This is a genomic window from Pseudomonas sp. BYT-1 (assembly GCF_023611805.1).
GTDB classification, from domain to species: Bacteria; Pseudomonadota; Gammaproteobacteria; order Pseudomonadales; family Pseudomonadaceae; genus Aquipseudomonas; species Aquipseudomonas guariconensis.
In genome coordinates this window covers 756,489-780,144 of record NZ_CP072559.1, presented here as the reverse complement: position 1 = coordinate 780,144, position 23,656 = coordinate 756,489, and the positions used below count along the sequence as shown (strand labels likewise).

Genomic DNA, 23,656 nt, shown 5'->3' with positions numbered 1-23,656 from the left:
CCCAGAGTTCACTCAGAAGTCGAAGAACACCGTCTCCCCTTCCCCCTGAATACGGATATCGAAACGATACGCCGTCTTCCCGTCCACCTCGCAACGCCGAGCGATCAGCGTCTCGCGCCGTTGCGGCTGCTCGATCAGGTTGAGCACCGGGCACTGGGCATTGGCCTGGGCCTCATCGTCGAAATACAACCGGGTGTGCAGGTGGATGTTGATCCCCCGCGCGAACAGGCTGAGGTTGATGTGCGGCGCCATGGGCACCCCGGCGGCATTGTTCACCACGCCTGGCTTGACCGTGTGCAGGGTCCACTCACCGGCATCGAAGGTGGTGGCGGTACGGCCAAAGCTGTTGAAGGCGTTCTCGTGGTGGTACTGGTCCTGGTATTCACCGTTGGCATCGGCCTGCCAGAACTCCAGGAACGAGTCGCGCACCAAGTGCCCATTGCCGTCGTACACATGACCGATCAACAGGATGTGCTCACCTGGCGCGTCAGGCTTGGCCAGGCGATTCCAGATTTCCTGGTCGCGGGTGGGGTTGCCGGCCGCTTCCAGGGCCAGGCCAATGTGCACATAGGGGCCGGCGGTCTGAGAAGGGGTTTCCGGCAGCAGTTCGATAGGCATGACGGGGTCCTCAGCAGTTTTCGAAGTGGGTCTTGCGCTGGCCGCGCAGCACGATGTCGAAGCGATACGCCAGGCAGTCCATGGGGTTGGCGTTGCTCATGTCGAGCTTGGCGATCAGGCGCTGCACCGCGTCGGGGTTGGCGATCGACTTGACGATCGGGCACAGCGGGATCAGCGGGTCGCCTTCGAAGTACAGCTGGGTGATCAAGCGGGTGGCGATCGACGGGCCACTGACCGACACGTGGATGTGCGCCGGGCGCCAGTCGTTGGGGCCATTGCGCCACGGATAAGGCCCTGGCTTGATGGTGCGAAAACTGTAGTAGCCGTCACGGTCGGTCAGGCTGCGGCCGACACCACCGAAGTTCGGGTCCAGCGGCGCCAGGTAGCGGTCATTCTTGTGCCGGTAACGGCCACCGGCGTTGGCTTGCCACATCTCAACCAAGGTGTTGGGCACCGGCTGGCCATACTGGTCGACCACCCGGCCTGCGACGATGATGCGCTCACCGATCGGCAGACCGCCGTGGTTGAAGTTGAGCAACAGATCGTTGTCGTGAGGGCCGAAGCCCAGGTGGGAAAAGTCCGGCCCGGTGCTTTCGCTGATCGACTGCGGGATGCTGACCAGCGCCTGGCGTGGCGAGCGGGCCACGGAGGTTTTGTAGTCAGGCGTGAGGGCTTTGGGGTGCCAGTTGCGATCACGGATCACGAAGCGGCTGGTGTCCTGGGCGGGCATGCCGTGTTCCTCTCTTGGAATTGTCGGGCACCTGTGCGTGGCAGGTGGACATGCAGTTTCAGATAGGTCACGGGGCATGAACATTGAAAACAACGTGACCTTACTTAACCAAATGGTTATGCATCTACAGATTGGCTGACACCCGAAACAGCCCTGAACTAATCTTTGTGCTCATGTTTCAGGCTCCGGAGAACATTACATGGAATGGCGAAAAGGCCGACGCAGCGACAATGTGGTCGATGCCCGAGGTGAAGGCGGTGGCGGCGGCATGCGTTTTGGCGGTGGCAAAGGGCTGGGGCTGGGCGCCATCCTGCTGATCGTCGGCATCGGCTGGATCACAGGGCAAGACCCGCTGCAGATCCTCGGCCAACTCGCCGGCCAGATGGAGCAGCAGCAACAGGCGCCGTCGGGCGCGGGTGGCAAGGCGCCACCGGCCAACGACGAGCAGGCCGAGTTCGTCGCCTCGATCCTGGGCGACACCGAGGATACCTGGAAGGCCTTGTTCGCCCAGGCCGGCAAGCAGTACCGCGATCCCAAACTGGTGCTGTTCAGTGGCCAGGTGAATTCCGCCTGTGGTTTCGCCTCCTCGGCGGTCGGGCCGTTCTACTGTCCGGCAGACCAGCGGGTGTATCTGGACATGACCTTCTTCCGCGAGATGGAAACCCGTTTTGCCGCCGCCGGTGACTTCGCCCAGGCTTATGTGATCGCCCACGAGATCGGCCATCACGTGCAGACCTTGCTGGGCGTCTCGGCCAAGGTCGACGCGGCGCGGCGCAACGGCCAACGCATGGAAGGCGACAACGGCCTGCTGGTGCGCCAGGAATTGCAGGCCGACTGCCTGGCAGGCGTCTGGGCCTACCAGGCGCAAAAGCGCCTGAACTGGCTCGAACCTGGCGATGTGGAAGAAGCCCTGAATGCCGCCAACGCCATCGGCGACGACCGCCTCCAGCAGCAGGGCCAGGGCCGTGTGGTGCCAGACTCCTTCACCCATGGCACCTCGCAGCAGCGGGTGCGCTGGTTCAAGACCGGCTTCTCCAGCGGGGACGTGAACCGCTGCGATACCTTCGGCTCACGCAGCCTCTGACAGACAGGGCCGCCCTGCGGCCCCCTCTCAGGCTTCGCCCTTTCCCACGAACTTCCAGCCATCTTCACCGCTGTAGAAGCTGCCAAAGCCTTCGATAGGCTGCGACGTCGCCGCCTGCCATCTCCAAAACGCAAACGTTTTCAGTAGGTTACAAATCTGCTGAAAAAGCGTTTCAGCTTCGCTCGATCTTGCCGATAACCCCTGGCATGAATCAGCGGGCGCCGATAACAACAATGCCCAGCGATTGGAGATCAAGCGAGCGAAATCAATTTTCTGGAGAGCGTGCCATGAACGGCTGGTTTGCCAATATCAGCGTCAACCTCAAACTCGGATTGGGCTTCGGCCTGGTCCTGCTTCTGACCGGCCTTCTGGCCCTGACCGGCTGGACCAGCCTGGGCAGCCTGATCGACCGCAGCAACTGGATGAGCGACATCACCAAGCTCAACAGTGACCTGACCAACCTTCGCGTGGCGCGCCTGCAGTACATGCTGACCAACGGCGACGACACCTCGGCCGCCAACGTGCTGGACAAGCTCGATGCTTTCGGTGCCCAGCAACAGCATCTGGTCAATACCTTCAAAAGCCCAGAAAACCTCAAGCTGCTGCGCGAGCAGGGCGAGACCATCGCCAAGTACCGGGTCTCGCTGGAGAAGATGCGCAAGGCCTACAAAACCGGCCTCGCCGCGCGAGAAGCCCTGAACCAGAACGCCCGCCAGGCCAGCGAGGCGCTCGCCGCCATCGAGGCCGTCAGCCGCGACGCGTTGGCGCGCACTTCCGGCGACACAGCCACCCTGCAGCAGTTCCTGGCCATCAGCCAGGCCAAGGAACAGCTCGTCCAGCTGCGCCTGGACGTGCGCAGCTATATCGCGGACCTCACCAGCGATGCCGAACAGACCGTCACCCGTCAGGTTGAAAAAACCTTAGTGGAGATCGACAACCTCAAGCGCCACCTGCCTGGGGAGACCGCCCGAATCCAGGCGTTCGAGTCGGCCATGAGCGGCTACCGCGATGCACTGCGTCAGTTCCGCGATGCCAACGCCGAAGTCGGCGTGGCCCGTGCGGAAATGACCGTAGAAGGCGCCGATATCGTCAAACGCAGCGACCAGCTGTACCAGATCCAACTGGACCGTCGCGACAGCGAAAGCGCCCAGGCCCGCAGCCTGCAGACCATCGCCACCTTGCTGGCCCTGCTGGTCGGCGTGCTGGCAGCATTCCTCATCACCCGCCAGATCACCCGCCCCCTGCGCGAGACCTTGGACGTGGTGGAAAAAATCGCCAATGGCGATCTGACCCAGAACCTGCGTGTCACTCGCCGCGATGAACTCGGCGCGCTGCAGCAAGGCATCGCGCGCATGGGCACGACCCTGCGCGAGTTGATCACCGGTATCCGCGATGGCGTCACCCAAATCGCCAGCGCTGCCGAGGAACTGTCGGCGGTGACCGAGCAGACCAGCGCCGGCGCCAACAGCCAGAAAGTCGAGACCGACCAGGTGGCCACCGCCATGCACGAAATGGCGGCCACCGTACAGGAAGTGGCACGCAACGCCGAGCAAGCCTCCCATGCCGCGACTGGCGCCGATCAAGAAGCCCGCGCAGGTGATCGCGTGGTAGGCGAGGCGATCAACCAGATCGAACGCCTGGCCTCGGAAGTGCACCGTTCCACCGAAGCCATGAGCCTGCTGCAGCAGGAAAGCCAGAAGATCGGCAGCGTCATGGACGTGATCAAATCGGTGGCCGAGCAGACCAACCTGCTGGCGCTGAACGCCGCCATCGAAGCCGCACGCGCCGGGGAAGCCGGCCGCGGTTTTGCGGTGGTCGCCGATGAAGTCCGCGGCCTGGCCCAGCGTACCCAGCAGTCCACCGAGGAAATCGAAGGGCTGGTGGCAAGCCTGCAAAATGGCACCCAGCAGGTGGCTGATGTGATGAACGACAGCCGCAGCCTGACCGACAGCAGCGTTGAGCTGGCGCGCAAGGCTGGCGCTTCGCTTGAGAACATCACCCGTACGGTGTCGAACATTCAGTCGATGAACCAACAGATCGCCGCCGCCGCCGAGCAGCAGAGTGCCGTGGCCGAAGAAATCAGCCGCAGCATCCTGAATGTGCGTGATGTGTCGGAGCAGACCGCTACCGCGAGTGACGAGACCGCCGCCTCGAGTGTCGAGCTGGCGCGCCTGGGCGGACATCTGCAGACACTGGTCAGCCAGTTCCGCGTCTGACCTGAGATTCATAGAGCCCTCTTCGCAGGTGAGCCCACTTCCACAGAGGCAGCGGTGTCGTTAGAACAGCGCACCCTGTGGGAGCGGGTTTACCCGCGAATGCGTCAGGCCAGGCAATCTTGCATGACCTGACGCACCATCGGCTTACTTGACGATCATCCCTACCCCTCGCCCACGCGGGTCAGAGGCAGTCTCGAGCTTCTCGCCGGTCACCCGGATCGCCTGGATGTCGCCCATCTCCCAGCCTTGGTCCTCCAGCACATAACCCATTTTCTTCAGCTCATCGGCCACCTGGCCAGTCAGTGGCGCATAGCTGTCGAAATAGATGGTGTCCTTGGGCAGCAGTTGGTGATGCACGCGCTGCGCCGCCACGGCTTTTTCAAGCGGCATGTCGTAGTCGTACAGGTTGTTCATCACCTGGAAGATCGAGGTGAAGATCCGCGAACCACCGGGTGTGCCGAGCACAAGCGCCACCTTGTCGTCACGGGTCACCAGGCTGGGACTCATCGACGACAGCATGCGTTTGCCCGGCTCGATGGCATTGGCATCGCCGCCTACCACGCCGAAGGCGTTGGCTGCGCCCGGCTTGGCGCTGAAGTCGTCCATTTCGTCGTTGAGCAAGAAGCCCGCGCCCTTGACCACCACGCCGCTGCCGTAATCGAGGTTCAGGGTGTAGGTGTTGCTCACCGCATTGCCCTGCTTGTCCACGATGGAGAAGTGCGTGGTCTGGTGCGGCTCCAGGCCCGGCTTGACCTTGTCGGTGTCGGAGATGGCGTTTGGGTTGACCTGGGCGGCGCGCTTGGCGAGGTAGTCCTTGGCGATCAACTGGTCGACCGGCACCTTGGTGAAAGCCGGGTCACCCAGATAGTCGGCACGGTCGGCGAACACACGCTTCTCGATCTCCGAAAGCAGGTGGATGTACTTGGCCGAGTTGTGCGCCACACCCTTGAAGTCCGCCGCGCGGTCTTCTTTGATGCCCAGCAACTGGGCCAGGGCCACACCTCCAGAGCTAGGTGGCGGTGCGGTGTAGACAACATTGCCACGCCAGCTGATCGCCATTGGCTGACGCCACACGGCTTTGTAGTCCTTGAGGTCGGCCTTGGTGATCAGGCCTTTATCGGCCTGCATCTGCGCCACCAGCAAGTCGGCGGTCTTGCCCTGGTAGAACTCGCTGACGCCCTTGTCGGCGATTCGCTCCAAGGTCTGGGCGAGCTCAGGCTGCTTGAACAGCTCACCTACCTTCATGTTGCCGAAGTAGTCGTTGAAGTTGGTGGCGGTCTTGAACATGCCTTGGGCATCGTTGCGGTACTGGTACTGCTTCTGGGCGACCTTGAAACCGTTCTTGGCATAGCCGATGGCGGGGGTCAGCAGTTCGCTCCAGGGCAGCTTGCCGAACTTCTTGTGGGCCTCCCAAAGCCCCATCACCGTACCTGGCACACCAGCGGCTCGGGCTCCGACCAGGCTGAGGTTCTCGATGACCTCGCCTTTTTCGTCGAGGTACATGTTGCGACTGGCCGCCTTGGGCGCCACTTCGCGGTAATCGAGGAAATACGGCTTGCCATCGACGAACAGGGTCATGAAGCCGCCGCCACCGATGTTGCCGGCTTCAGGGTAGGTCACCGCCAGGGTGAAGGCCGTGGCCACGGCGGCATCCACTGCATTACCGCCCTTCTTCAGAATGTCGGCGGCCACCTGTGCGCCATATTGATCGGGCGCGGCCACCGCGCCACCCTCCAGGGTGACCGCAAAGGCGGACGAACAGCTCAGGATCGCGGCCCCGAGGGCCATGGACTGGAACATGACGATACGCATGCGCACTTCCTTGGTGTTGTTTTTGTTGATCAGTCATTAAGGCCGAAGCCGTTCGACTAAGCAAACACCCGGGGAAGATTGCGCCGCCCCTGCACAGGTCCTGTCGTGTTCAGGCAACTCAGCAGGCGTACATCGCCAGCTTCTTCTGAATGAAATCCAGGAAGCATTGGATACGCAGGGCCAACTGGGTATTGCGGTAGTACACCGCATGGATTGGCTGGCGATAACCGTTATTGAACTCGCCCAGCACCACCTGCAAGCGGCCGGTGCGGATGTCCTCATGGGTCATGAAGTGCGAGAGGCTGACAATGCCCTCTCCCGCCAAGGCCAGCTGACGCAAGGTTTCGCCGCTGGAGGCAATCAGACTGGGACGGATCTGCCAGTAATCACCTTGGGCATGGCGCAGCGGCCAGCGATTGAGCGACTCCGGCTGGCTGAAACCGAGCAGGGAATGCGCGTTCAGGTCCTCGACCTTTTCTGGCGTGCCATGGCGCGCCAGGTACTCGGGGCTCGCCAGCACTTGGATCGGGCTGCACCCCAGGGCGCGAGCATGCAGGCTGGAGTCAGCAAGGTCGCCGATGCGGATGGCAACGTCGGTGCTTTGCTCGAGCAGGTCGATGATCAGATCGTCCGTGTTGAGTTCCAGCTCGATGCCAGGGTACTGGCGACGAAACTCACCAATCCACGGCAGGATGGCATGCAGCATGAACGGCGCCGCGGCATTGATGCGCAGACGCCCGGAAGGCGTCTGGTTATGCATCGACAGGTGCTCTTCCATGTCGTCCATTTGCTCGAGGATCTGCCGCGAACGCTCCAGAAAAAAGCGCCCTTCCTCGGTCAGGTCCATGCGCCGGGTGGTGCGGTTGACCAACGTGGTGCCGAGCTTACCCTCGAGCCGTGACAACGTGCGGCTGACAGCCGACGGCGTCTGGCCGATCTGCTCGGCAGCGGCGGAAATCGAGCCGCAGTCGATCACAGCGACGAATACCTGGAGCTCTTCGGATCGGGTTTTCACGTATCAGGCCTGTATCGGAGAATGCCGTGATTGATAGCGGGTGACAGAGATTCATGCAAGGCGCCCATCGCAGTCCAGGGCTGCTTCCGACGCACGTGGAGAGCGCTGACCGAGCCTGCGAGGGGCTGCACCACAGCCTTAGCCCTTCACTGGGCCTTGCCGAACACCTTGTCCAGATGGGCTTCATAGGCTGCCACCGCCGCCGGCACATCCGGACGCTTCATCACGTCCACTGCCAGGAAAGTCGGCAGGCCGGTCATGCCCAGGAACTGGTTGGCCTTGTGGAACGGGAAATACACCGCATCCACACCTTTGCCCTCGAAGAAGTCGCTCGGGTCGTCGAAGGCTTGCTGCGGGGCATTCCAGGTGAGCGAAAGCATGTACTGCTTGCCCTGGATCAGACCGCCGCTGCCGTACTTCTGCGAGGCGTCGGAGCGGGTGCGGCCATCGTTGGCGTACAGGCTGCCGTGGCCTGCGGTGAGACTTCATCGATGTACTGCTTGACGGTCCACGGCGCGCCCATCCACCAGCCGGGCATCTGCCAGATCACGACATCAGCCCAGAGAAACTTGTCGACTTCTTCCTGAACGTCGTAGCCACCATCGATGAAGGTCTGCTTCACGTCGAAACCTGCGCGGTCCAGATGGGCCAGGGCAACCTCGTGCAGGGTCGTGTTGAGACGACCGTCGGAATGGGCGAAGCGTTTGCCGCCGTTGAGCAGAAGAATCTTTTTCATGGGAGCCTCCGATAAGGGGACCCGAGGCTGTCGGCCACCGGTCACGTCAAGTTCGATGGCGGCAGATTAGGCATCCGGGAAGCTGAGAAAAAGCGCTCGATCGGCAAAATACATTTGCGCTCGAATCACGAATTGAACACACATTATTGCTTTAAAATTCTTCCCATCTTTTAACCCACGAGGCCAGTCCATGACCGAGCAATACGCGTTCATTCTCAAAGCTAAGACCCGCCCAGAAAAAGCCGAGGCTTTCGAGCGGTTGTTCCGCGCCTATGTCGAACCGAGCCGCCAGGAGCCGGGCTGCATCGAGTACCACATGCTGCGCGACAAGCAGGATCCCAGCCTGTTCGTGTTCTATGAGGTCTGGGCCAGCAAGGCCGATCTGGATGTGCATTCGGCCCTGCCGCACATGCGCGAATTCTTCGAACAGCGCATGGATTACCTGGAGCGCGATTTCGACATCCAGCTGATCGAGATGCTCAGCCCTTGCTCGGCTAGCCGTTGAGCAACAGGTGCCCGCCCAGCAGCGCCAGGCCGATGAAGAAACAGCGCTTGAACACCTGCGCGCTGATGCGCTGACGCAACCACTGGCCGCCAAGCATCCCCAACAGGGCGGGCACCAACATCAACAGTGATGCGCCAAGCGTCTGTCCGCCGAGGGCATCCTGACCGGCCAGGCCCAAGGCCAGCGCCAGCGTGGACACCGTGAACGACAGGCCCAGGGCCTGGACCATCTCGTCACGCGACAAGCCCAGGCTTTGCAGGTAAGGCACCGCCGGCATCACGAACACGCCCGTCGCCGCCGTCACCAGGCCGGTCACCAGGCCGCACAACGGTCCCAGCCACACTTCCCATGCGGGCCGCACCTTCATCGTTGGCCCCGACAGCCCATATACGGCATACAGCAGCAACGCCCCACCCAGCGCATGAGCGGCCCAAGGTCCACTGTCGATACCCAGCCAAGCACTGCCGATCAGGGTGCCGGCCAGAATCATCAGCAACAACGGGCCCAGGCGACGCAGCAATCCACGCAAATGCCCCCCAGAGGCCAACTGCCAGAGGTTGGTGACGGTGGAAGGAAGGATCAGCAGTGCGGCAGCCTGCGACGGTGCCATAGCCAGACCGAGCAGGCCCATAGCGATGGTCGGAAGGCCCAGGCCAATCACTCCCTTGACCGCACCGGCCAGCAAAAAGGTCATCGCCACCAGCAACCACAATGCCGGGCCCATATCCTGATAAAACGCCAAGAAAGTCTTCATGGCGCCAGAATGACGTCTCGGCGCCTGGCTGAAAATCTGCCATATACTCAGCCAGACTCTTGCCAGGACAGAGGCTGATGCATTTCGACCTGACCGACCTCCAGCTGTTTCGCCACACCGCCGAGTGCGGCAACATCACCGCCGGCGCGCGTCGCAGCCACCTGTCGCTGCCCGCCGCCAGCGCCCGCATCCGCGCCATGGAAGCCTCGCTCGGCATCGCACTGCTGGAGCGCAATCGCCGTGGCATACTGCCCACACCCGCCGGCCAGGCCCTGTTGCAGCATGCCCGGCTGATCAGCCAGCAGGTCGAACGCCTGCAATACGATCTGGCCCAGTACGCCCAAGGCCAATATGGCCAGGTGCGCCTGTTGTGCAACACCGCCGCGCTGACCGAATACCTACCCGAGCTGCTGGCCGCCTATCTGTGTAGCCATCCCGGTGTCAGCGTCGATGTTCAGGAAATGCCGAGTCTGCGCATCGTGCAATCGATCACCCAGGGCATGGCCGACCTGGGCATCATCTCTACCGCCGCACCCAACGAGCACCTGCAGACTCGTCCCTTTCGCGACGATCCGCTGGTGCTGGCGATGCCCATCGCTCATCCCCTGATCGAGCAGGCCGCGCCGACTTTCATCGATAGCCTTGCCCACGGCCATGTCGGGCTGGGTGCCAACAGCGCCCTGGCCCTGCATCTGGAGGAACAAGCCCTGCGGGAAGGGCGGCGCATGCAGGTACGGGTGCGGGCAGAAGGATTCGACGGGGTGATTCGCATGGTTGCCGGCGGCGCCGGGGTAGCGGTGGTGCCGTTGGCATCGGTGCGACGCTGGGAAGGGGTATTGCCACTGCGCTGGATCGCATTGCCCGAGCCTTGGGCCAACCGTCGACTGTTACTGTGCGCCCGGGATTTCGGAGCGTTGCCAGGGTATGCCGCCGCTTTGGTGAAACAACTGGAGGACAGCTGAAACCCGCGCAGGCTGCAACCCCATCACCCCCACCGCGAAATCGAGACTCAACCTACAACCAACCCGGCACGGTCCTGGCGCGCCTGGCCCGGCATCTACGTTAAAACCCTGAGCGAACGCGATCTTTCGTTTCCACGGGATGCCTTCATGAATCGACACGACAATCGCCTGTGTTCCAGTGACGATCTGGAGCGCCTGCTGCAGACGTTCGCACAGCGATATATCCGCAAGACATTCATCTCGCGCTTCATGCATGAAGCGAAGAAAAAACCCGAACAGCTGCACGCCCGGGTTTGCCATAGCCCTGAGCAGCTGTTCCATGGCGGCCTCAGAGGCTCCCCGCAATGCTTGCCTGCCACAGGTGAATTCCTGACATTGGAGAATACGGGCTTCAAGGTCGGTACCTGGGAGCACTGCGAGGCGGACCTTCTGATTTGCTTCGGCGGCCTGGTCATTGCGCAGGGAGGTGCCTGGTTCTGGGCACGCAGCGAACCGACAAGGCAACGGCCGGGCAACGAATACCACGGCATGCCGCACCGTTGAAGGTCATCAACGTCCCCCCTTGCCGCCCACCTGGCTCATTCCTCACAATCGGGTCATGTCGCGCCATGAAAGGGAGTTCAACGTGCCGTCGATCTATCAACTCAAACCCCGTTTCCAGGCCCTGTTGCGCCCTGGCGTAAAGCGCCTGCATGCGCGCGGCGTCACCGCCAATCAAGTCACCGTGGCAGCCGCATTGGTGTCGGTACTGCTGGGCCTGTTGCTGGCCTGGCAGCACGATGTGACCGGGCTGTTCATCCTGGTGCCGGTGTGGATGCTGCTGCGCATGGCCCTCAATGCCGTCGACGGCATGCTGGCGCGGGAGTTCGGCCAGCAATCGAAGCTTGGGGCTTACCTCAACGAGCTGTGCGACGTGGTCGCCGATGCGGCGCTGTACCTACCATTCGCCCTGTTGCCGGGGGTATCACCGGCGCTGGTGGTGCTGGTGGTCGTGAGCGCGGTCATCAGCGAGTACGCCGGCGTGATGGGGCCGCTGGCGGGGGCTTCGCGGCGATACGACGGGCCCATGGGCAAGAGCGACCGGGCCTTCGCCTTTGGTGTGCTGGGCACCGGGATCGCTTTCGGGGTGCTGAGCGCAGCATGGATCGACGGCCTGCTGCTGGTCATCCTCGCACTCTCGCTCTATACCCTCTACAACCGGGTTCGCCAAGGCCTGGCCGAAACTCGCTGACCTCTTCGCCGCCGGACAAGGACCTTCGCCATGCGCCAAGCGCAATCGCTGCACTTCTGCACCCATGATGGCGTCGAGCTGCATTACCGCTATTGGCCCGCCACCCGTAACGAATACCAGCCACGCCGGGCGGTGGTGATGTTCCACCGCGGCCACGAACACGGCGGGCGCATGGCCCATTTGGCCGATGAGCTGGACATGCCCGGCTACGACTTTTTCGCCTGGGACGCCCGGGGCCATGGCCAGTCACCCGGAGCACGTGGCGACAGCCCAGGCTTTGCCACCAGCGTGCGGGACGTGCAGACCTTCATCGAGCATGTCCGCGACAGCCATGGCATCGCCGAGGCGGACATGGTGGTACTGGCCCAGAGCGTGGGGGCGGTGCTGGTGGCGACCTGGGCCCATGACTACGCGCCGAAAGTGCGCTGCCTTGTGCTGGCCTCGCCGGCCTTCAAGGTCAAGCTTTACGTGCCGTTCGCTCGCCCAGGCCTGAAGCTGCTCAAGGCATTGCGCGGCAATTTCTTCGTCAACAGCTACGTCAAGCCACGCCTGCTGACCCACGACCCGGAGCGGGTCATGTCCTACCTGGCCGACCCGCTGATCAGCCGGCCGATCTCGGTGACCATGCTGCTGGGCCTGTATGAAGCGGCCGACCGAGTGGTCGCCGATGCCCAGGCGATCCAGGTGCCGACCCAGATGCTGGTGTCCGGCGCCGACCTTGTGGTCGAACGCAAGCCCCAGGAGCGCTTCTTCGAGCGTCTGGGCAGTGCGCGCAAAGAGATGCATGTTTTGCCGGGCTTTTTCCATGACACCCTCGGCGAGCGCGACCGGGCCCATGCCCTGGCAAGGATCCAGCGCTTCGTTGCGCACTGCTTCGACAGGCCTTTACCGGTGCCCTCGTTGCTCGATGCCGACAAGAGCGGCGCCAGCTGCGCTGAAGCCGAAAGCCTGGCCGCGCCGCTACCTCGCAACTCGCCCCGCGACCTTTACTGGCGGGCCACCCGTGCCGGACTGCGCTTGGGCAAGGGCTTCTCGGAAGGGGTGAAGCTGGGCTTCGACACCGGCTTCGATTCGGGCAGTACCCTGGACTACGTGTATCGCAACCAGCCCAGCGGCAAAGGCAAGCTGGGCGAACTGATCGACCGGAACTACCTCAACGCCATCGGCTGGCGCGGCATCCGCCAGCGCAAGCTGCATGTGGAGGAACTGCTGCGCGAAGCCATCCGCCGCCTGCGCGAGCAGCAGCGCCCGGTACACATCGTCGACATCGCGGCAGGCCACGGTCGTTACATCCTCGAAGCGCTGCAGGAGCAGATGCCCGACTCGATCCTGCTGCGCGACTACAGCGAGCTGAACGTCCAGCAAGGCAGCGCCTTGATCGCCGAGAAGGGCCTGACCGAGGTGGCCCGCTTCGTCCAAGGCGATGCCTTCGACCGCCAGAGCCTGGCCAGTCTCGATCCGCACCCGACCCTGGCAGTGGTGTCTGGTCTGTATGAGCTGTTCGCCAGCAATGACCTGGTGGGCAGTTCCCTGGCGGGCCTGGCCGATGCTGTTCAGCCGGGCGGCTATCTTGTGTACACCGGCCAGCCCTGGCACCCGCAACTGGAGATGATCGCCCGTGCCCTCACCAGCCACCGCGATGGCCAGGCCTGGGTAATGCGTCGGCGCAGCCAGGCGGAGATGGACCAGTTGGTGGAGGCGGCAGGCTTTCGCAAGGTCGCTCAGCGCATCGATGAGTGGGGCATTTTCAGTGTCAGCCTGGCGCAACGGGTGGATTGATGACGCGCGAACCCGGCTTGATCCGCCGAGGCGTGCTCTGGCTGTTGCTGCTGGGGCCGTTCTTCTTTCTCAGCTATGGGCTGGTCAACAACCACACCGCTACCCGCGACGACGTCGGCAGCCTGGTGTTCGGCTGGGAAGGGCAAACGCCACTATGGCCGTGGACGATCGTGCCCTACTGGTCGATCGACCTGCTGTACGGGTTGTCCTTCCTGTTGCCGACCACCCGCCGGGAGATGGACCGCCACGCCCTGGCCCTGCTGACCGCGCAAGTGATCAGCGTCGGCTGCTTCTTGCTGTGGCCACTGCGCTTTACCTTCGAACGCCCAGCGCTGGACGGCCTGTTCGGTTGGCTGTTCGATGTGCTGATGGGGTTCGACAAGCCCTTCAACCAGGCCCCGTCACTGCACATCGCGCTGTTGGTGATCATCTGGACAATGTTTGCCCGTCATGTTCATCGCCAGCCTTGGCGCGGGCTGATGCATGGCTGGATGGCTTTGATCGGGGTATCGGTGCTGACCACCTGGCAGCATCATTTCATCGATCTGCCCACCGGGGCACTGGCGGGACTGGTATGCGTCTGGCTGTGGCCGAGGGAGGGCGAGCTGCCGCTGCGGGCAGCACGCCTGGCCCGTGATCCTCGACGCTGGCGGCTTGCCCTGTATTACGGGGGCGGCGCGCTGTTGTGCGCGGTGCTGGCGCTGCAGTTGGCGGGCGCCTGGCTATGGCTGCTGTGGCCGGCGGTTTCGCTGCTGATGGTGGCGCTGAACTATGCCGTGTTCGGTGCCGGTGGATTCCAGAAAGGCGCGGATGGACGGCTATCCAATGCCGCCACTGGGTTGCTGGCGCCCTATTTGTTAGGGGCCTGGATCAACTCGCGGCTCTGGACCCGCAAACGGCCACAGGCCGATGAGGTGTGCGATGGGGTATTTCTGGGGCGCATTCCCGGAGCCGGCGAGGCCTCCTCATTCAATGCCGCGCTGGACCTGACGGCTGAACTGCCGTGCTATGCCTGTGCCGGCGCTTTCGCGGGTAAACCCGCAAATGGGCCAGGCCAGACAATGCAGATGCCCGCACATTACACCTGCCTGCCCACCCTGGACCTGATCGTCCCGGATGCCAGCTTGCTCAGACAGGCCGCCGAGGCCATCGAATGCCTGCGTCAGCAGGGCCCGGTCCTGGTCTGCTGCGCCCTGGGCTACTCCCGCAGCGCCAGCGCGGTGGCCGCCTGGCTGGTGCACAGTGGCCGTTGCGCCAACGTTACCCAGGCCGAAGCGCTGATCCGCAAAGCCCGACCCTCTGTCGTGTTACATCCAGGCCATCGCATGGCACTCGAACAGCTGGAGGCCCAGCCATGAACCTGCATCTGGTGGCCAGCCTGCTGGGCCGTGGTCGACAGCTCGAATGCTTGTCCGATGGCATCACCCTGTTGGCCCTGGCCTACGGCCTGGCACCCCTGGTGACACACCTGCCCCCGCTGGCCAGTGCGGTGTGCGCGGTGTTGCTGGGGCTGGGGCTGCTGCACAAGTACTGGGCAATCCGCGTAGCCTTGGACGCCGCGCTGTTCGCCCGGCTCGCCAGCAGCGCAGACCTCACCGCCGACACCCAAGCCTTGGATCGCGCCCTGTTTGACTTGAACCTCAAGCCCCACGCCCACGACGCACGCGACTGGCCCTCGCGCAGCCAGGGCGCGCTGGGCCTGCTGCGACGCCAGGCGCTGTGCTTCGCCGCGCAAGTCGTGCTAGCCCTGACTACCCTGCTGATACTCTCTTTCACCGGATAACCACCGCGCCATGTTCGCCGCCTTGACCGCCTTTGCCATCACCTCTGCCGCACGCCTGATCACCGGTGCCCGGGCTCTCTGGCTCGGCTGCACGCCGCACCCCAGGCAACGCCTGTATTTTGCCAACCACAGCAGCCATGGCGACTTCGTGCTGCTCTGGGCCTCGCTGCCCGAACCACTGCGCCGCCGTACACGCCCGGTCGCCGGGGCCGACTATTGGGCCAAGCCGGGCATCCGGGAGTTTCTGATCCGTAACGTGTTCGACGCCGTACTGATCGACCGCCAGCGTGGCGAGTCCAACGACAACCCACTGCAACCGGTGCTCGATGCCTTGGGCCAAGGCGATTCGCTGATCTTCTTCCCTGAAGGCACCCGCAATCTCAGCGATGAGCCACTGCTGCCGTTCAAGAGCGGCCTGTTCCACCTGGCCTCGGCCAACCCTGATATCGAGCTGGTGCCAGTGTGGATCGCCAACCTCAACCGCGTCATGCCCAAGGGCCGCGCCCTGCCCTTGCCGCTGCTGTGCACCTTGAGCTTCGGCGAACCCCTGCACCTGCTGCCTGACGAGAGCAAGCAGGCCTTTCTCGAGCGGGCCCGCCAGGCCCTGCTGAACCTGGCCCCGAAGGATGCCTGAGATGGACGACAACACCCTTTCCCTGTTCGCCGGCATCGGCGCCCTGCTCCTGCTCGCCAGCGTGATCGGCCGTCTACTCAAATGGCGCGCCGGCCCCGCGCCGCACGCAGTGATCGACAACCTCAACGCCCGCATCAACGCCTGGTGGGTGATGGTGCTGGTGATCGGCATCGCTTTCGTGTTCGGCAAGTACGGCGTGATCGCCCTGTTCTACTTCGTCTCGTTCTATGCCCTGCGCGAGTTCATGACCCTCACGCCCACCCGGCGCAGCGATTACCCGGCGTTGGTGGCGGCGTTCTACGTGGCGCTGCCGGTGCAGTACCTGTTGATCGCCATGGACTGGTACGGTTTGTTCAGCATCTTCATCCCGGTGTACCTGTTTCTGTTCCTGCCGATCCTGGCGAGCTTCGGTGGCGACACCACGCGCTTTCTCGAGCGCGCTTCCAAGGTGCAGTGGGGGCTGATGATCGCGGTGTACTGCCTGTCCTCGGTGCCGGCATTGATGACCTTGGACATTCCCGGTTATGAAGGCCGCAACCTGTTGCTGATCGCTTGGCTGATCCTTGTGGTGCAGATCAGCGATGTGTTGCAGTACGTCTGCGGCAAGCTGTTCGGCAAACGCAAGGTGGCGCCTAACCTGTCGCCCTCCAAGACCGTCGAAGGGCTGGCCGGCGGCGTAGCTTTGGCCACCCTGGTGGGCGCCTTGCTGTGCTGGATCACCCCGTTCAACTTCTGGCAGGCAGCGCTGATGGCGCTGACCGTCAATGCCATGGGTTTCTTTGGCGGGCTGGTGATGTCGGCGATCAAGCGCGACCGCGGGGTGAAGGACTGGGGACACATGATCGAAGGCCACGGCGGCATGCTGGACCGCATGGACTCGGTGTGCTTCGCGGCGCCGGTGTTCTTCCACTTCGTACGGTACTGGTGGGCCTAGAAAAATACCCCCAGGGGGTATTCAGAACTGCGGCCTGGGCTTGCCGAATCGCCAAGCCTGCGATGGGCCGCAACGCAGCCCACACTGGTTACTTGAGGTAAGAGCGCAGCAGCGAGGCCACCTTGTCGGCCTCCTCCTGGCGCTGCTCGGCACTCAGGTCATCGGCCACCAGATGCTCGCGGATGTGCCCTTCCATCACCTCGGCCATCAACCCATTCACCGCACCTCGTACGGCGGCGATCTGCTGCAGGATCGCCAAGCAGTCCTTGTCCTGCTCCAACGCGCTTTCCAGGGCTGCGGCTTGGCCCTTGATCTTGCGCACACGGGTCAGCAGTTGCTTCTTGCTCTTGATGGTATGTGCCATAGGGTTCTGCATCACTCTAGGTATACAGGGGTATAGTATATTTCGCCTATCTACCGGAGCATGATAAACCATGGTTGCGCAAACCTCAGACAAGTGGCTGCACAGCCATCAGTTCCATACCGGCAACCTCGGCGCCGAGCGCAAGACACGCCTGGCCGTGTGGCTCACGGCGGTGATGATGGTGGCGGAGATCGCCGGCGGCTGGTACTTCAACTCCATGGCGCTGCTGGCCGACGGCTGGCACATGAGCTCCCATGCCCTGGCCCTGGGGCTCTCACTGCTGGCGTACGCTGCCGCACGGCGCTACGCCCGCGACCGTCGCTTCGCCTTCGGCACGTGGAAGATCGAGATCCTCGGCGGCTACTCCAGCGCTTTGCTTCTGCTGGGCGTAGCCGGGCTCATGGCCTTCCAGTCGGTCGAGCGGCTGCTGACACCTGGGCCGATTCACTATGACCAAGCCATCACCCTTGCGGCACTCGGGCTTGCCGTGAACCTCGCCTGTGCCTGGCTGCTGCGCGACGATCACCATCACGATCACCACCATGGCCATCACCACCACCACCACCACCACCACCACCACCATGACCTGAACCTGCGATCGGCCTACCTGCACGTGATGGCCGACGCCGCGACCTCGGTGCTGGCGATCATTGCCCTGCTGTCCGGCAAGTTCTGGGGCGCCGGCTGGCTCGACCCGGTGATGGGCCTGGTGGGAGCGGTGCTGGTGGCGGTGTGGGCCAAAGGCCTGCTGCGTGACACCGGCCGGGTATTGCTGGACGCCGAGATGGACGCGCCCGTGGTCCAGGAGATCCGCGACGCCGTGGCGCAACTGTCGGTACCGGCCACCCTCACCGACTTGCACGTGTGGCGTGTCGGCAAGGACCAGTACGCCTGCATTCTCAGCCTGGCGGCGACGGGCTGTCTTAGCGCCGACACCGTACGCCAGGCACTGGCGGTCCATGAAGAACTGGCGCACATCACGGTCGAAGTCAACGCAATGGCCAACGCCTGAGGGTGATTGCTATGGTGTGCCCTCAGGAGGCGCACCATGACCGACCCACAACTGCTCGCTGCCCAGCAACTGCTTGCCCAGCACCTTGGCGACGCCTTGCAGGCCATCCACCTGTACGGCTCGGCCGTGGCCGGTGGATTGAGGCCGCACAGCGATCTCGACCTGCTGGTGACTGTGTCCCGACCGCTGTCCGACGCCACACGCCAGGGGTTGATGCGCGCGCTGCTGGATGTTTCCGCACCACCGGGAGCAGACCCCAACCTGCGCGCCCTGGAGGTGACGCTGTTGGTACGCGACGACATCCATCCCTGGCGCTATCCGGCCCGCCGCGAGCTGCAATTCGGTGAGTGGCTGCGAGCATCGCTGCTGGCAGGCGAGGTCGAACCTGCCCAGCTCGACCCGGACCTGGCCATTCTGCTGACCAAGGCCCGCCAGCACAGCCTTTGCCTGGTGGGCGAAGCGGCTGCGAGCTGGTTCGACCCGGTGCCGCCCGCCGACCTGAAACAAGCCTTTGCCGACACCCTGGCCCAATGGAACACGCCCGAGGACTGGACCGGCGACGAGCACACCGTGGTGCTCGCCCTGGCGCGCATCTGGTACAGCCTGGCGACGGGGTCGATCGCAGCCAAGGATGTAGCCGCCCAGTGGTTGCTGGAGCGTTTGCCAGACGCGCACCAACCGGTGCTGGCCAACGCGCGCGCCGCCTACCTGGGTACCGCGCCGGACCTGCTCGCCCAATGGCCGGAACAGGTCAACGCCTTCGTTCTTCATTGCAAGTCGCATATGCCCACATAGCGCATCCAGACACCTGGACGTCGAGCCCAGGCAACTCCAGCGCCTGCGCAGGCCCTATGGTGACGTGTCATTCAGCCACTTACCTGGGAACCTGCCATGTCCGACTTCATTACCGTCCTGCGCGAAACCTGCCCGACCCCGGCCCTGAACGCCACCCCGTGGAAGCGCATCGGCGGCAACCCGCAGACCGTCAACCTGAACGCCTATCTCTCTGCCGATGGCAGCAAGATCATGGGCACCTGGATCTGCACTCCCGGCAAGTTCGAGATCAACTACGAGAAGTGGGAGTTCTGCCACTTCCTCGAAGGCTACGTGATCATCACGCCGGAAGGTGAAGAGCCCAAGCACCTGAAGGCAGGCGACGTGTTCATCATCGAGCCAGGTCTCAAAGGCACCTGGGAAGTGGTCGAGACCGTGCGCAAGTACTTCGTCTTCGCCTGATGCCAAAGCCCTTTCGCAGGGCTTTGAATGGCGCAGCCAGGTCAACACGGCGCGTCCCTGTGGGAACGGGTTTACCCGCGCCCACAGACTGCACCACACCTGAAAAATCGAGCACGAAAAAAATCGCGAGGCAGGTGCCCTTCCCTCTGGTGCGCAGTTACAGAGGGAAGGCCACCTGGCCCGCGATAAAATTCACCTCGCTCGTCAATCCTTCTTGCGATAACTCTCGACGATCGCCGAAAAGTCCTTGCCGCCCTCGCCACGCAGGCTCATGGCCTGATAAAGCTGCTGCGCAACGGCGCCGAGGATCACCGGCTGGTGCGCCAGACGCGCAGCCTCGGTGGCCAGCCCCAGGTCCTTGAGCATCAGCTCGGCGCCAAAGCCGCCGGTGTAGCCGCGCGAAGCCGGGGCGGTCTCGATGATGCCTGGCCAGGGGTTGTAGGTATCCGAACTCCAGCAACGCCCGGTGGAGCTGTTGATGATGCCGGCCAGCACCTTGGTGTCGATGCCCAGCGCATTGCCCAGGGCCATGGCTTCGGACACACCGATCATCGAGATACCCAGCAGAAGGTTGTTGCAGATCTTGGCGATCTGTCCGGTACCCACCTCGCCGCAGTGCACGATGTTGCGCCCCATCTGTTCCAGCACCGGCTTGAGCGTGGCGAACAGCTCGGCGCTGGCACCGACCATGAAGGTCAAGGTACCCGCTGCCGCGCCACCGGTACCACCGGACACCGGCGCATCGCCCATGTCCACGCCCTTGGCCGCTGCGGCTTTGGACACTTCGCGGGCGGTCTGCGGATCGATGGTGCTGCAGTCCACGGTCGGTGTGCCCGGCCGTACACCCGCCAGCACGCCATCGTCACCCAGATAGACACTGCGCACGTGGGCCGCCGCCGGCAGCATGGTGATCACCAGATCACTGCTGGCCGCCGCCTCCTTCGGCGATGCGCTGACCTGCCCGCCCAGTTCGGCGAGCTCGGCCAGCACGGTCTTGTTCAGGTCGAACAGGTTCAGTTGATGCCCGGCCTTGATCAGGTTTCGGGCCATGGGCGCGCCCATGTTGCCCAGGCCGATGAATGCGATACGCATGACGAGCTCCTTAGCGCAGGCTGATGGTGGTGTTCACACCGTCATTGACGCTGTCATCGTCGAACCAGCGGGCGGTGACGGTCTTGGTCTGAGTGTAGAACTGCACCACCTGCTTGCCGTACGGGCCCAGGTCGCCCAGCTTGGAGCCGCGCGAACCTGTGAAACTGAAGAACGGCACCGGCACGGGAATCGGAATGTTGATGCCAACCTGGCCGATGTCGATCTCGCTCTGGAACTTGCGCGCTGCCGCACCGCTCTGGGTGAACAGGCCCGTGCCGTTGCCGAACGGGTTGGCATTGACCAGGGCGATGGCCTCGTCGAGGGTGTCGACTTCCAGGGTCACCAGCACCGGGCCGAAGATTTCCTGGGTGTAGATCTGCATGTCGGTGCGTACCCCAGAGAACAGGGTTGGGCCGACAAAGTTGCCCTGCTCATAGCCCGGCACCTTGACGTCACGCCCGTCCAGTTCGAGCTTGGCGCCTTCTTTGATTCCGCTTTCGATCAGCCCCAGCACGCGCTCCTTGGCACGCTTGGAAACCACCGGGCCGACGTCGGTGCCCGGCTCGCAACCAGCATTGACCTTGAGCTTGCTGGCGGCTTCCCTGATGTCCGGCAGCCATTCGCGGGCCTTGCCTACCAACACCGCCACCGAGGTGGCCATGCAGCGCTGACCGGCCGCGCCGAAAGCAGCACCGACCAGGGCATTGATCGTCTGGGTACGGTTGGCGTCCGGCAGCACCACGGCGTGGTTCTTGGCGCCCATCATCGACTGCACGCGCTTGCCGTGCTGGCTAGCCAGGTTGTACACGTGGGTGCCGACCTCGGTGGAACCGACAAAGGAAATCGCCTTGATGTCCTTGTGGGTGCAGATCGCATCCACCACCTGCTTGCCGCCATGCACCACGTTCAGCACACCGGCCGGTATGCCGGCTTCCAGGGCCAGTTCCACCAGCATCATGGTCGACAGTGGGTCCTGTTCGGACGGCTTGAGCACGAAGGTGTTGCCGCAAACGATGGCCATCGGGAACATCCACAGCGGAATCATCGCCGGGAAGTTGAACGGGGTGATGCCAGCGCATACGCCGATCGGTTGGCGCAGGGTATAGGTGTCCACGCCACCTGCGACGTTTTCGGCGAACTCGCCCATCTGCAGGGTGCCGATCGAGGCCGCGTGCTCGACCACCTCCAGGCCGCGGAAGATATCGCCTTCGGCATCGGCGAGGGTCTTGCCCTGCTCGGCACTGAGGGTCTGGGCGATACGCTTGGTGTGTTCGCGGATCAGCGCCTGCAGCTTGAGCATGATGCGCATACGCGCGCCGATGGGGGTGTCGCGCCAGCTGGCGAAGGCTCGCTGGGCCGCAGCCACGGCGGCGTCGACTTCCTCTACGGTGGCGAACGGCACCCGCGCCAGCACCTGCTGGGTGGCCGGGTTGACGATGTCGCGCCACTCGGTGGTCTTGGACTCGACCCACTGGCCGTCGATCAGCAGCTTGACCTGCTCGACCTTGGCCTGATCGGGGGTATGGGGTGCGTTCATCTGCGCTCTCCTTGGAATTATTGTCGGAACGAGATCGCCAGCGCGCCGAGGCGGGGTGGCGCCGTGGGGCTTTTTTCGAGTATAGATGTGCAAACATCCAACAAGAACGCACAAAAAAACCGGATCATCATGCAAAAAGACCTCACCTCCCTGAGTTCACTGAACTGGGACGATTTGAAGTTCTTTCTTGAAGTGGCGCGCACCCGCAAGGCCAGCAGCGCGGCCAAGCGCCTGGCCGTTGACTACACCACGGTGTCGCGACGCATCAGCTCGCTGGAAGGCGCGCTGGGCACGCTTCTGTTCGAAAAATCCCGGACCAACGGCTTTGTCCTGACCTCTGAGGGTCAACGCCTGCTGGGCTACGCCGAATCGATCGAAAGCACGCTGCACATGGCCTGCGAGCAGGTCTCAGGCTCAGGCGTGGCACTTTCGGGCCATGTTCGCATGGGCTGCACCGAGGGCTTCGGCAGCTTCTTCGTCACTCCGCAACTGAGCCACTTCGTCGATGCCTACCCGGCAATCTCGGTGGACATCCTGCCCCTGCCACACTTCATCAGCCTGTCCAAGCGCGAGGCCGACATCGTCATCGCCTTGGAGCGGCCCGAGCATGGGCCCTATGTGTGCTGCAAGCTGTGCGACTATCGCCTGCGGCTGTACGCGACCCAGGAATACCTGGACAACCACCCGCCAATCCGCCAGGCCGCCGACCTGACCCAGCACCGGTTCATCAGTTATGTGGACGACTTGGCGTTCAGCTCCGAGCTTTTGTACCTGGCCAACCTGATCCCCAATGCCAACGCCCACCTGCGCAGCACCAGCGTGATCGCCCAATACACCGCGGCCTTGCAAGGCCGGGGCCTGGCAATCCTGCCGTGTTTCCTGGCTGCGCAGGATGCACGATTGATCAATCTATTGCCTGAAGAGGTGGAGATCACTCGGCAGTTCTGGATGTACTGCCGGGAGGACCTGCGCAAGTTGAAGCGCATCACCTTGCTGTGGGACTACATTCGCGATGTGACCGAGGCCAACGCGCCGTTGCTGATGGGCAACAGCCGGGAGATGAAGTTCGCGTGATGCCGGATGGGCGCATCTGCGCCCAATTACAGGCGCCAGCGCGTGCCTCAGTAGGACGCTACCACGATCGATACGCGGCGGTTCTCCGTTCGCCCGCTGGCGGTGCGGTTGTCCGCCACCGGCTGGCTGCTGCCCAGGCCAACGGTGCGGATGTTCTGAGGCTGCATGCCGATGCCGATCAGCGCCTGGGCGACGCTCTGCGCACGGCGTTCGGACAACTGCTGGTTATACGCCTCCTTGCCCGAGGCATCGGCATGGCCGTCAACCCTCACCCGCTGGATATCCACCGACAGCAAGGCTTTGCCGATGCGCTCGACGATCGCGCGGCTCTGGCTGTTCAGGCTGTCCAGATCGCTGCCAAACAACACCTTGCCAGAAAGATCGAACGCCCAACCTTCGTCAGTCGGCGCGAAGCCTTCACGCTTGAGCACGGCGATCTGCTCTTCACTCAAACCCTTGGGAACGCTCTGGCAACCGCCGAGCGCCAGCAACGTCAGCAATGCCAATATCAGCGTGGGAAAACGCAGTGCAACGACACGGTGAATCAC

At 63.3% G+C, this 23,656-nt stretch carries 24 protein-coding genes and 2 pseudogenes; 16 read left to right on the top strand and 10 right to left on the bottom strand.

Annotated features, from left to right (window positions below):
• Positions 1 to 12: 12 nt before the first annotated feature.
• Both pcaG and pcaH read right to left on the bottom strand, forming a co-directional pair.
• Positions 13 to 618 carry a protocatechuate 3,4-dioxygenase subunit alpha gene (gene pcaG / locus J5X93_RS03525; protein WP_043208409.1) on the bottom strand — a complete coding sequence of 202 codons (606 nt, stop codon included), beginning with the start codon at positions 616 to 618 and terminating at the stop codon, positions 13 to 15.
• Positions 619 to 628: 10 nt separating this feature from the next.
• Positions 629 to 1,348 carry a protocatechuate 3,4-dioxygenase subunit beta gene (gene pcaH, locus J5X93_RS03520; protein WP_070576805.1) on the bottom strand — a complete coding sequence of 240 codons (720 nt, stop codon included), beginning with the start codon at positions 1,346 to 1,348 and terminating at the stop codon, positions 629 to 631.
• A 199-nt stretch (positions 1,349 to 1,547) separates the two neighbouring features.
• On the opposite strand from pcaH, the gene ypfJ reads away from it, so the two are divergent.
• From ypfJ to J5X93_RS28435, 3 genes and pseudogenes are all read left to right on the top strand, one after another.
• Positions 1,548 to 2,432: a KPN_02809 family neutral zinc metallopeptidase gene (ypfJ, locus tag J5X93_RS03515; protein ID WP_090345142.1), complete on the top strand. Its 885-nt coding sequence runs from the start codon at positions 1,548 to 1,550 to the stop codon at positions 2,430 to 2,432.
• Positions 2,433 to 2,638: 206 nt separating this feature from the next.
• Positions 2,639 to 3,793, top strand: a pseudogene (locus J5X93_RS28440) (methyl-accepting chemotaxis protein); the annotation flags it as partial.
• Positions 3,785 to 4,648: a methyl-accepting chemotaxis protein gene (locus J5X93_RS28435; RefSeq protein ID WP_371906718.1), complete on the top strand. Its 864-nt coding sequence runs from the start codon at positions 3,785 to 3,787 to the stop codon at positions 4,646 to 4,648. The pseudogene J5X93_RS28440 and the gene J5X93_RS28435, both read left to right, overlap by 9 nt.
• 144 nt (positions 4,649 to 4,792) lie before the next feature.
• On the opposite strand, the gene ggt is transcribed toward J5X93_RS28435, so the two are convergent.
• The 3 genes and pseudogenes from ggt to mdaB form a co-directional block, all read right to left on the bottom strand.
• Positions 4,793 to 6,460, bottom strand: a complete 1,668-nt coding sequence (ggt, locus tag J5X93_RS03505) for a gamma-glutamyltransferase (RefSeq protein WP_043208402.1) — start codon at positions 6,458 to 6,460, stop codon at positions 4,793 to 4,795.
• Positions 6,461 to 6,578: 118 nt separating this feature from the next.
• A complete protein-coding gene (locus J5X93_RS03500; RefSeq protein WP_043208400.1) occupies positions 6,579 to 7,475 on the bottom strand; it encodes a LysR family transcriptional regulator in 897 nt (298 codons plus the stop codon).
• Between the two features lie 146 nt (positions 7,476 to 7,621).
• Positions 7,622 to 8,211 (bottom strand): annotated as a pseudogene (gene mdaB / locus J5X93_RS03495) (NADPH:quinone oxidoreductase MdaB).
• Positions 8,212 to 8,401: 190 nt separating this feature from the next.
• On the opposite strand from mdaB, the gene J5X93_RS03490 reads away from it, so the two are divergent.
• Positions 8,402 to 8,716 (top strand): putative quinol monooxygenase, encoded by a 315-nt coding sequence (locus J5X93_RS03490; protein ID WP_043208396.1) that lies wholly within the window; start codon positions 8,402 to 8,404, stop codon positions 8,714 to 8,716.
• On the opposite strand, the gene J5X93_RS03485 is transcribed toward J5X93_RS03490, so the two are convergent.
• Positions 8,706 to 9,470: a sulfite exporter TauE/SafE family protein gene (locus J5X93_RS03485; RefSeq protein ID WP_043208394.1), complete on the bottom strand. Its 765-nt coding sequence runs from the start codon at positions 9,468 to 9,470 to the stop codon at positions 8,706 to 8,708. The two genes, J5X93_RS03490 and J5X93_RS03485, sit on opposite strands and share 11 nt — an antisense overlap.
• Before the next feature lie 77 nt (positions 9,471 to 9,547).
• Between J5X93_RS03485 and J5X93_RS03480 the strand changes: the two genes are divergently transcribed.
• From J5X93_RS03480 to J5X93_RS03445, 8 genes are all read left to right on the top strand, one after another.
• The gene (locus J5X93_RS03480) at positions 9,548 to 10,432 is read left to right on the top strand and encodes a LysR substrate-binding domain-containing protein (protein WP_250034435.1); all 885 of its coding nucleotides are present in this window, start codon (positions 9,548 to 9,550) and stop codon (positions 10,430 to 10,432) included.
• 147 nt (positions 10,433 to 10,579) lie between these two features.
• Entirely contained in the window at positions 10,580 to 10,975 is a 396-nt protein-coding gene (locus J5X93_RS03475) for a hypothetical protein (protein WP_250034434.1), read from the top strand.
• A gap of 82 nt (positions 10,976 to 11,057) precedes the next feature.
• A complete protein-coding gene (locus J5X93_RS03470; protein WP_043208388.1) occupies positions 11,058 to 11,663 on the top strand; it encodes a CDP-alcohol phosphatidyltransferase family protein in 606 nt (201 codons plus the stop codon).
• A 30-nt stretch (positions 11,664 to 11,693) separates the two neighbouring features.
• Complete coding sequence (locus tag J5X93_RS03465) at positions 11,694 to 13,442, top strand: bifunctional alpha/beta hydrolase/class I SAM-dependent methyltransferase (protein WP_250034433.1); 1,749 nt, start codon at positions 11,694 to 11,696, stop codon at positions 13,440 to 13,442.
• Positions 13,442 to 14,800: a phosphatase PAP2/dual specificity phosphatase family protein gene (locus J5X93_RS03460; protein ID WP_043208385.1), complete on the top strand. Its 1,359-nt coding sequence runs from the start codon at positions 13,442 to 13,444 to the stop codon at positions 14,798 to 14,800. Before J5X93_RS03465 ends, J5X93_RS03460 begins: the two co-directional genes overlap by 1 nt.
• Positions 14,797 to 15,225, top strand: coding sequence for a hypothetical protein (locus J5X93_RS03455; protein ID WP_043208383.1), 429 nt, complete (start codon positions 14,797 to 14,799; stop codon positions 15,223 to 15,225). The genes J5X93_RS03460 and J5X93_RS03455 overlap by 4 nt, the downstream gene beginning before the upstream one ends.
• A 10-nt stretch (positions 15,226 to 15,235) precedes the next feature.
• Positions 15,236 to 15,859, top strand: a complete 624-nt coding sequence (locus J5X93_RS03450; RefSeq protein WP_043208380.1) for a lysophospholipid acyltransferase family protein — start codon at positions 15,236 to 15,238, stop codon at positions 15,857 to 15,859.
• A 1-nt stretch (position 15,860) separates the two neighbouring features.
• Entirely contained in the window at positions 15,861 to 16,793 is a 933-nt protein-coding gene (locus tag J5X93_RS03445) for a phosphatidate cytidylyltransferase (RefSeq protein ID WP_102081189.1), read from the top strand.
• Positions 16,794 to 16,881: 88 nt separating this feature from the next.
• Here the strand turns inward: J5X93_RS03445 and J5X93_RS03440 are convergent, their stop codons facing one another.
• Positions 16,882 to 17,157, bottom strand: a complete 276-nt coding sequence (locus J5X93_RS03440) for a metal/formaldehyde-sensitive transcriptional repressor (protein WP_043208377.1) — start codon at positions 17,155 to 17,157, stop codon at positions 16,882 to 16,884.
• A gap of 70 nt (positions 17,158 to 17,227) precedes the next feature.
• Here J5X93_RS03440 and dmeF point away from each other — a divergent pair, with 70 nt between their 5' ends.
• The 3 genes from dmeF (at position 17,228) to J5X93_RS03425 (ending at position 19,405) form a co-directional block, all read left to right on the top strand.
• Positions 17,228 to 18,169, top strand: a complete 942-nt coding sequence (gene dmeF, locus J5X93_RS03435; protein ID WP_250034431.1) for a CDF family Co(II)/Ni(II) efflux transporter DmeF — start codon at positions 17,228 to 17,230, stop codon at positions 18,167 to 18,169.
• 36 nt (positions 18,170 to 18,205) lie between these two features.
• Positions 18,206 to 18,964 (top strand): aminoglycoside adenylyltransferase family protein, encoded by a 759-nt coding sequence (locus tag J5X93_RS03430; RefSeq protein WP_090345119.1) that lies wholly within the window; start codon positions 18,206 to 18,208, stop codon positions 18,962 to 18,964.
• Between the two features lie 96 nt (positions 18,965 to 19,060).
• Positions 19,061 to 19,405 (top strand): cupin domain-containing protein, encoded by a 345-nt coding sequence (locus J5X93_RS03425; protein WP_043215260.1) that lies wholly within the window; start codon positions 19,061 to 19,063, stop codon positions 19,403 to 19,405.
• A 204-nt stretch (positions 19,406 to 19,609) separates the two neighbouring features.
• On the opposite strand, the gene mmsB is transcribed toward J5X93_RS03425, so the two are convergent.
• Positions 19,610 to 20,497, bottom strand: a complete 888-nt coding sequence (gene mmsB, locus J5X93_RS03420) for a 3-hydroxyisobutyrate dehydrogenase (RefSeq protein ID WP_043215258.1) — start codon at positions 20,495 to 20,497, stop codon at positions 19,610 to 19,612.
• A 10-nt stretch (positions 20,498 to 20,507) separates the two neighbouring features.
• Positions 20,508 to 22,034 carry a CoA-acylating methylmalonate-semialdehyde dehydrogenase gene (locus tag J5X93_RS03415; protein WP_250034429.1) on the bottom strand — a complete coding sequence of 509 codons (1,527 nt, stop codon included), beginning with the start codon at positions 22,032 to 22,034 and terminating at the stop codon, positions 20,508 to 20,510.
• A gap of 129 nt (positions 22,035 to 22,163) precedes the next feature.
• Between J5X93_RS03415 and J5X93_RS03410 the strand changes: the two genes are divergently transcribed.
• Complete coding sequence (locus J5X93_RS03410; RefSeq protein ID WP_102081186.1) at positions 22,164 to 23,108, top strand: LysR family transcriptional regulator; 945 nt, start codon at positions 22,164 to 22,166, stop codon at positions 23,106 to 23,108.
• A gap of 47 nt (positions 23,109 to 23,155) precedes the next feature.
• Here the strand turns inward: J5X93_RS03410 and yfiB are convergent, their stop codons facing one another.
• Positions 23,156 to 23,656 (bottom strand): outer membrane lipoprotein YfiB, encoded by a 501-nt coding sequence (gene yfiB, locus J5X93_RS03405; RefSeq protein WP_102081185.1) that lies wholly within the window; start codon positions 23,654 to 23,656, stop codon positions 23,156 to 23,158.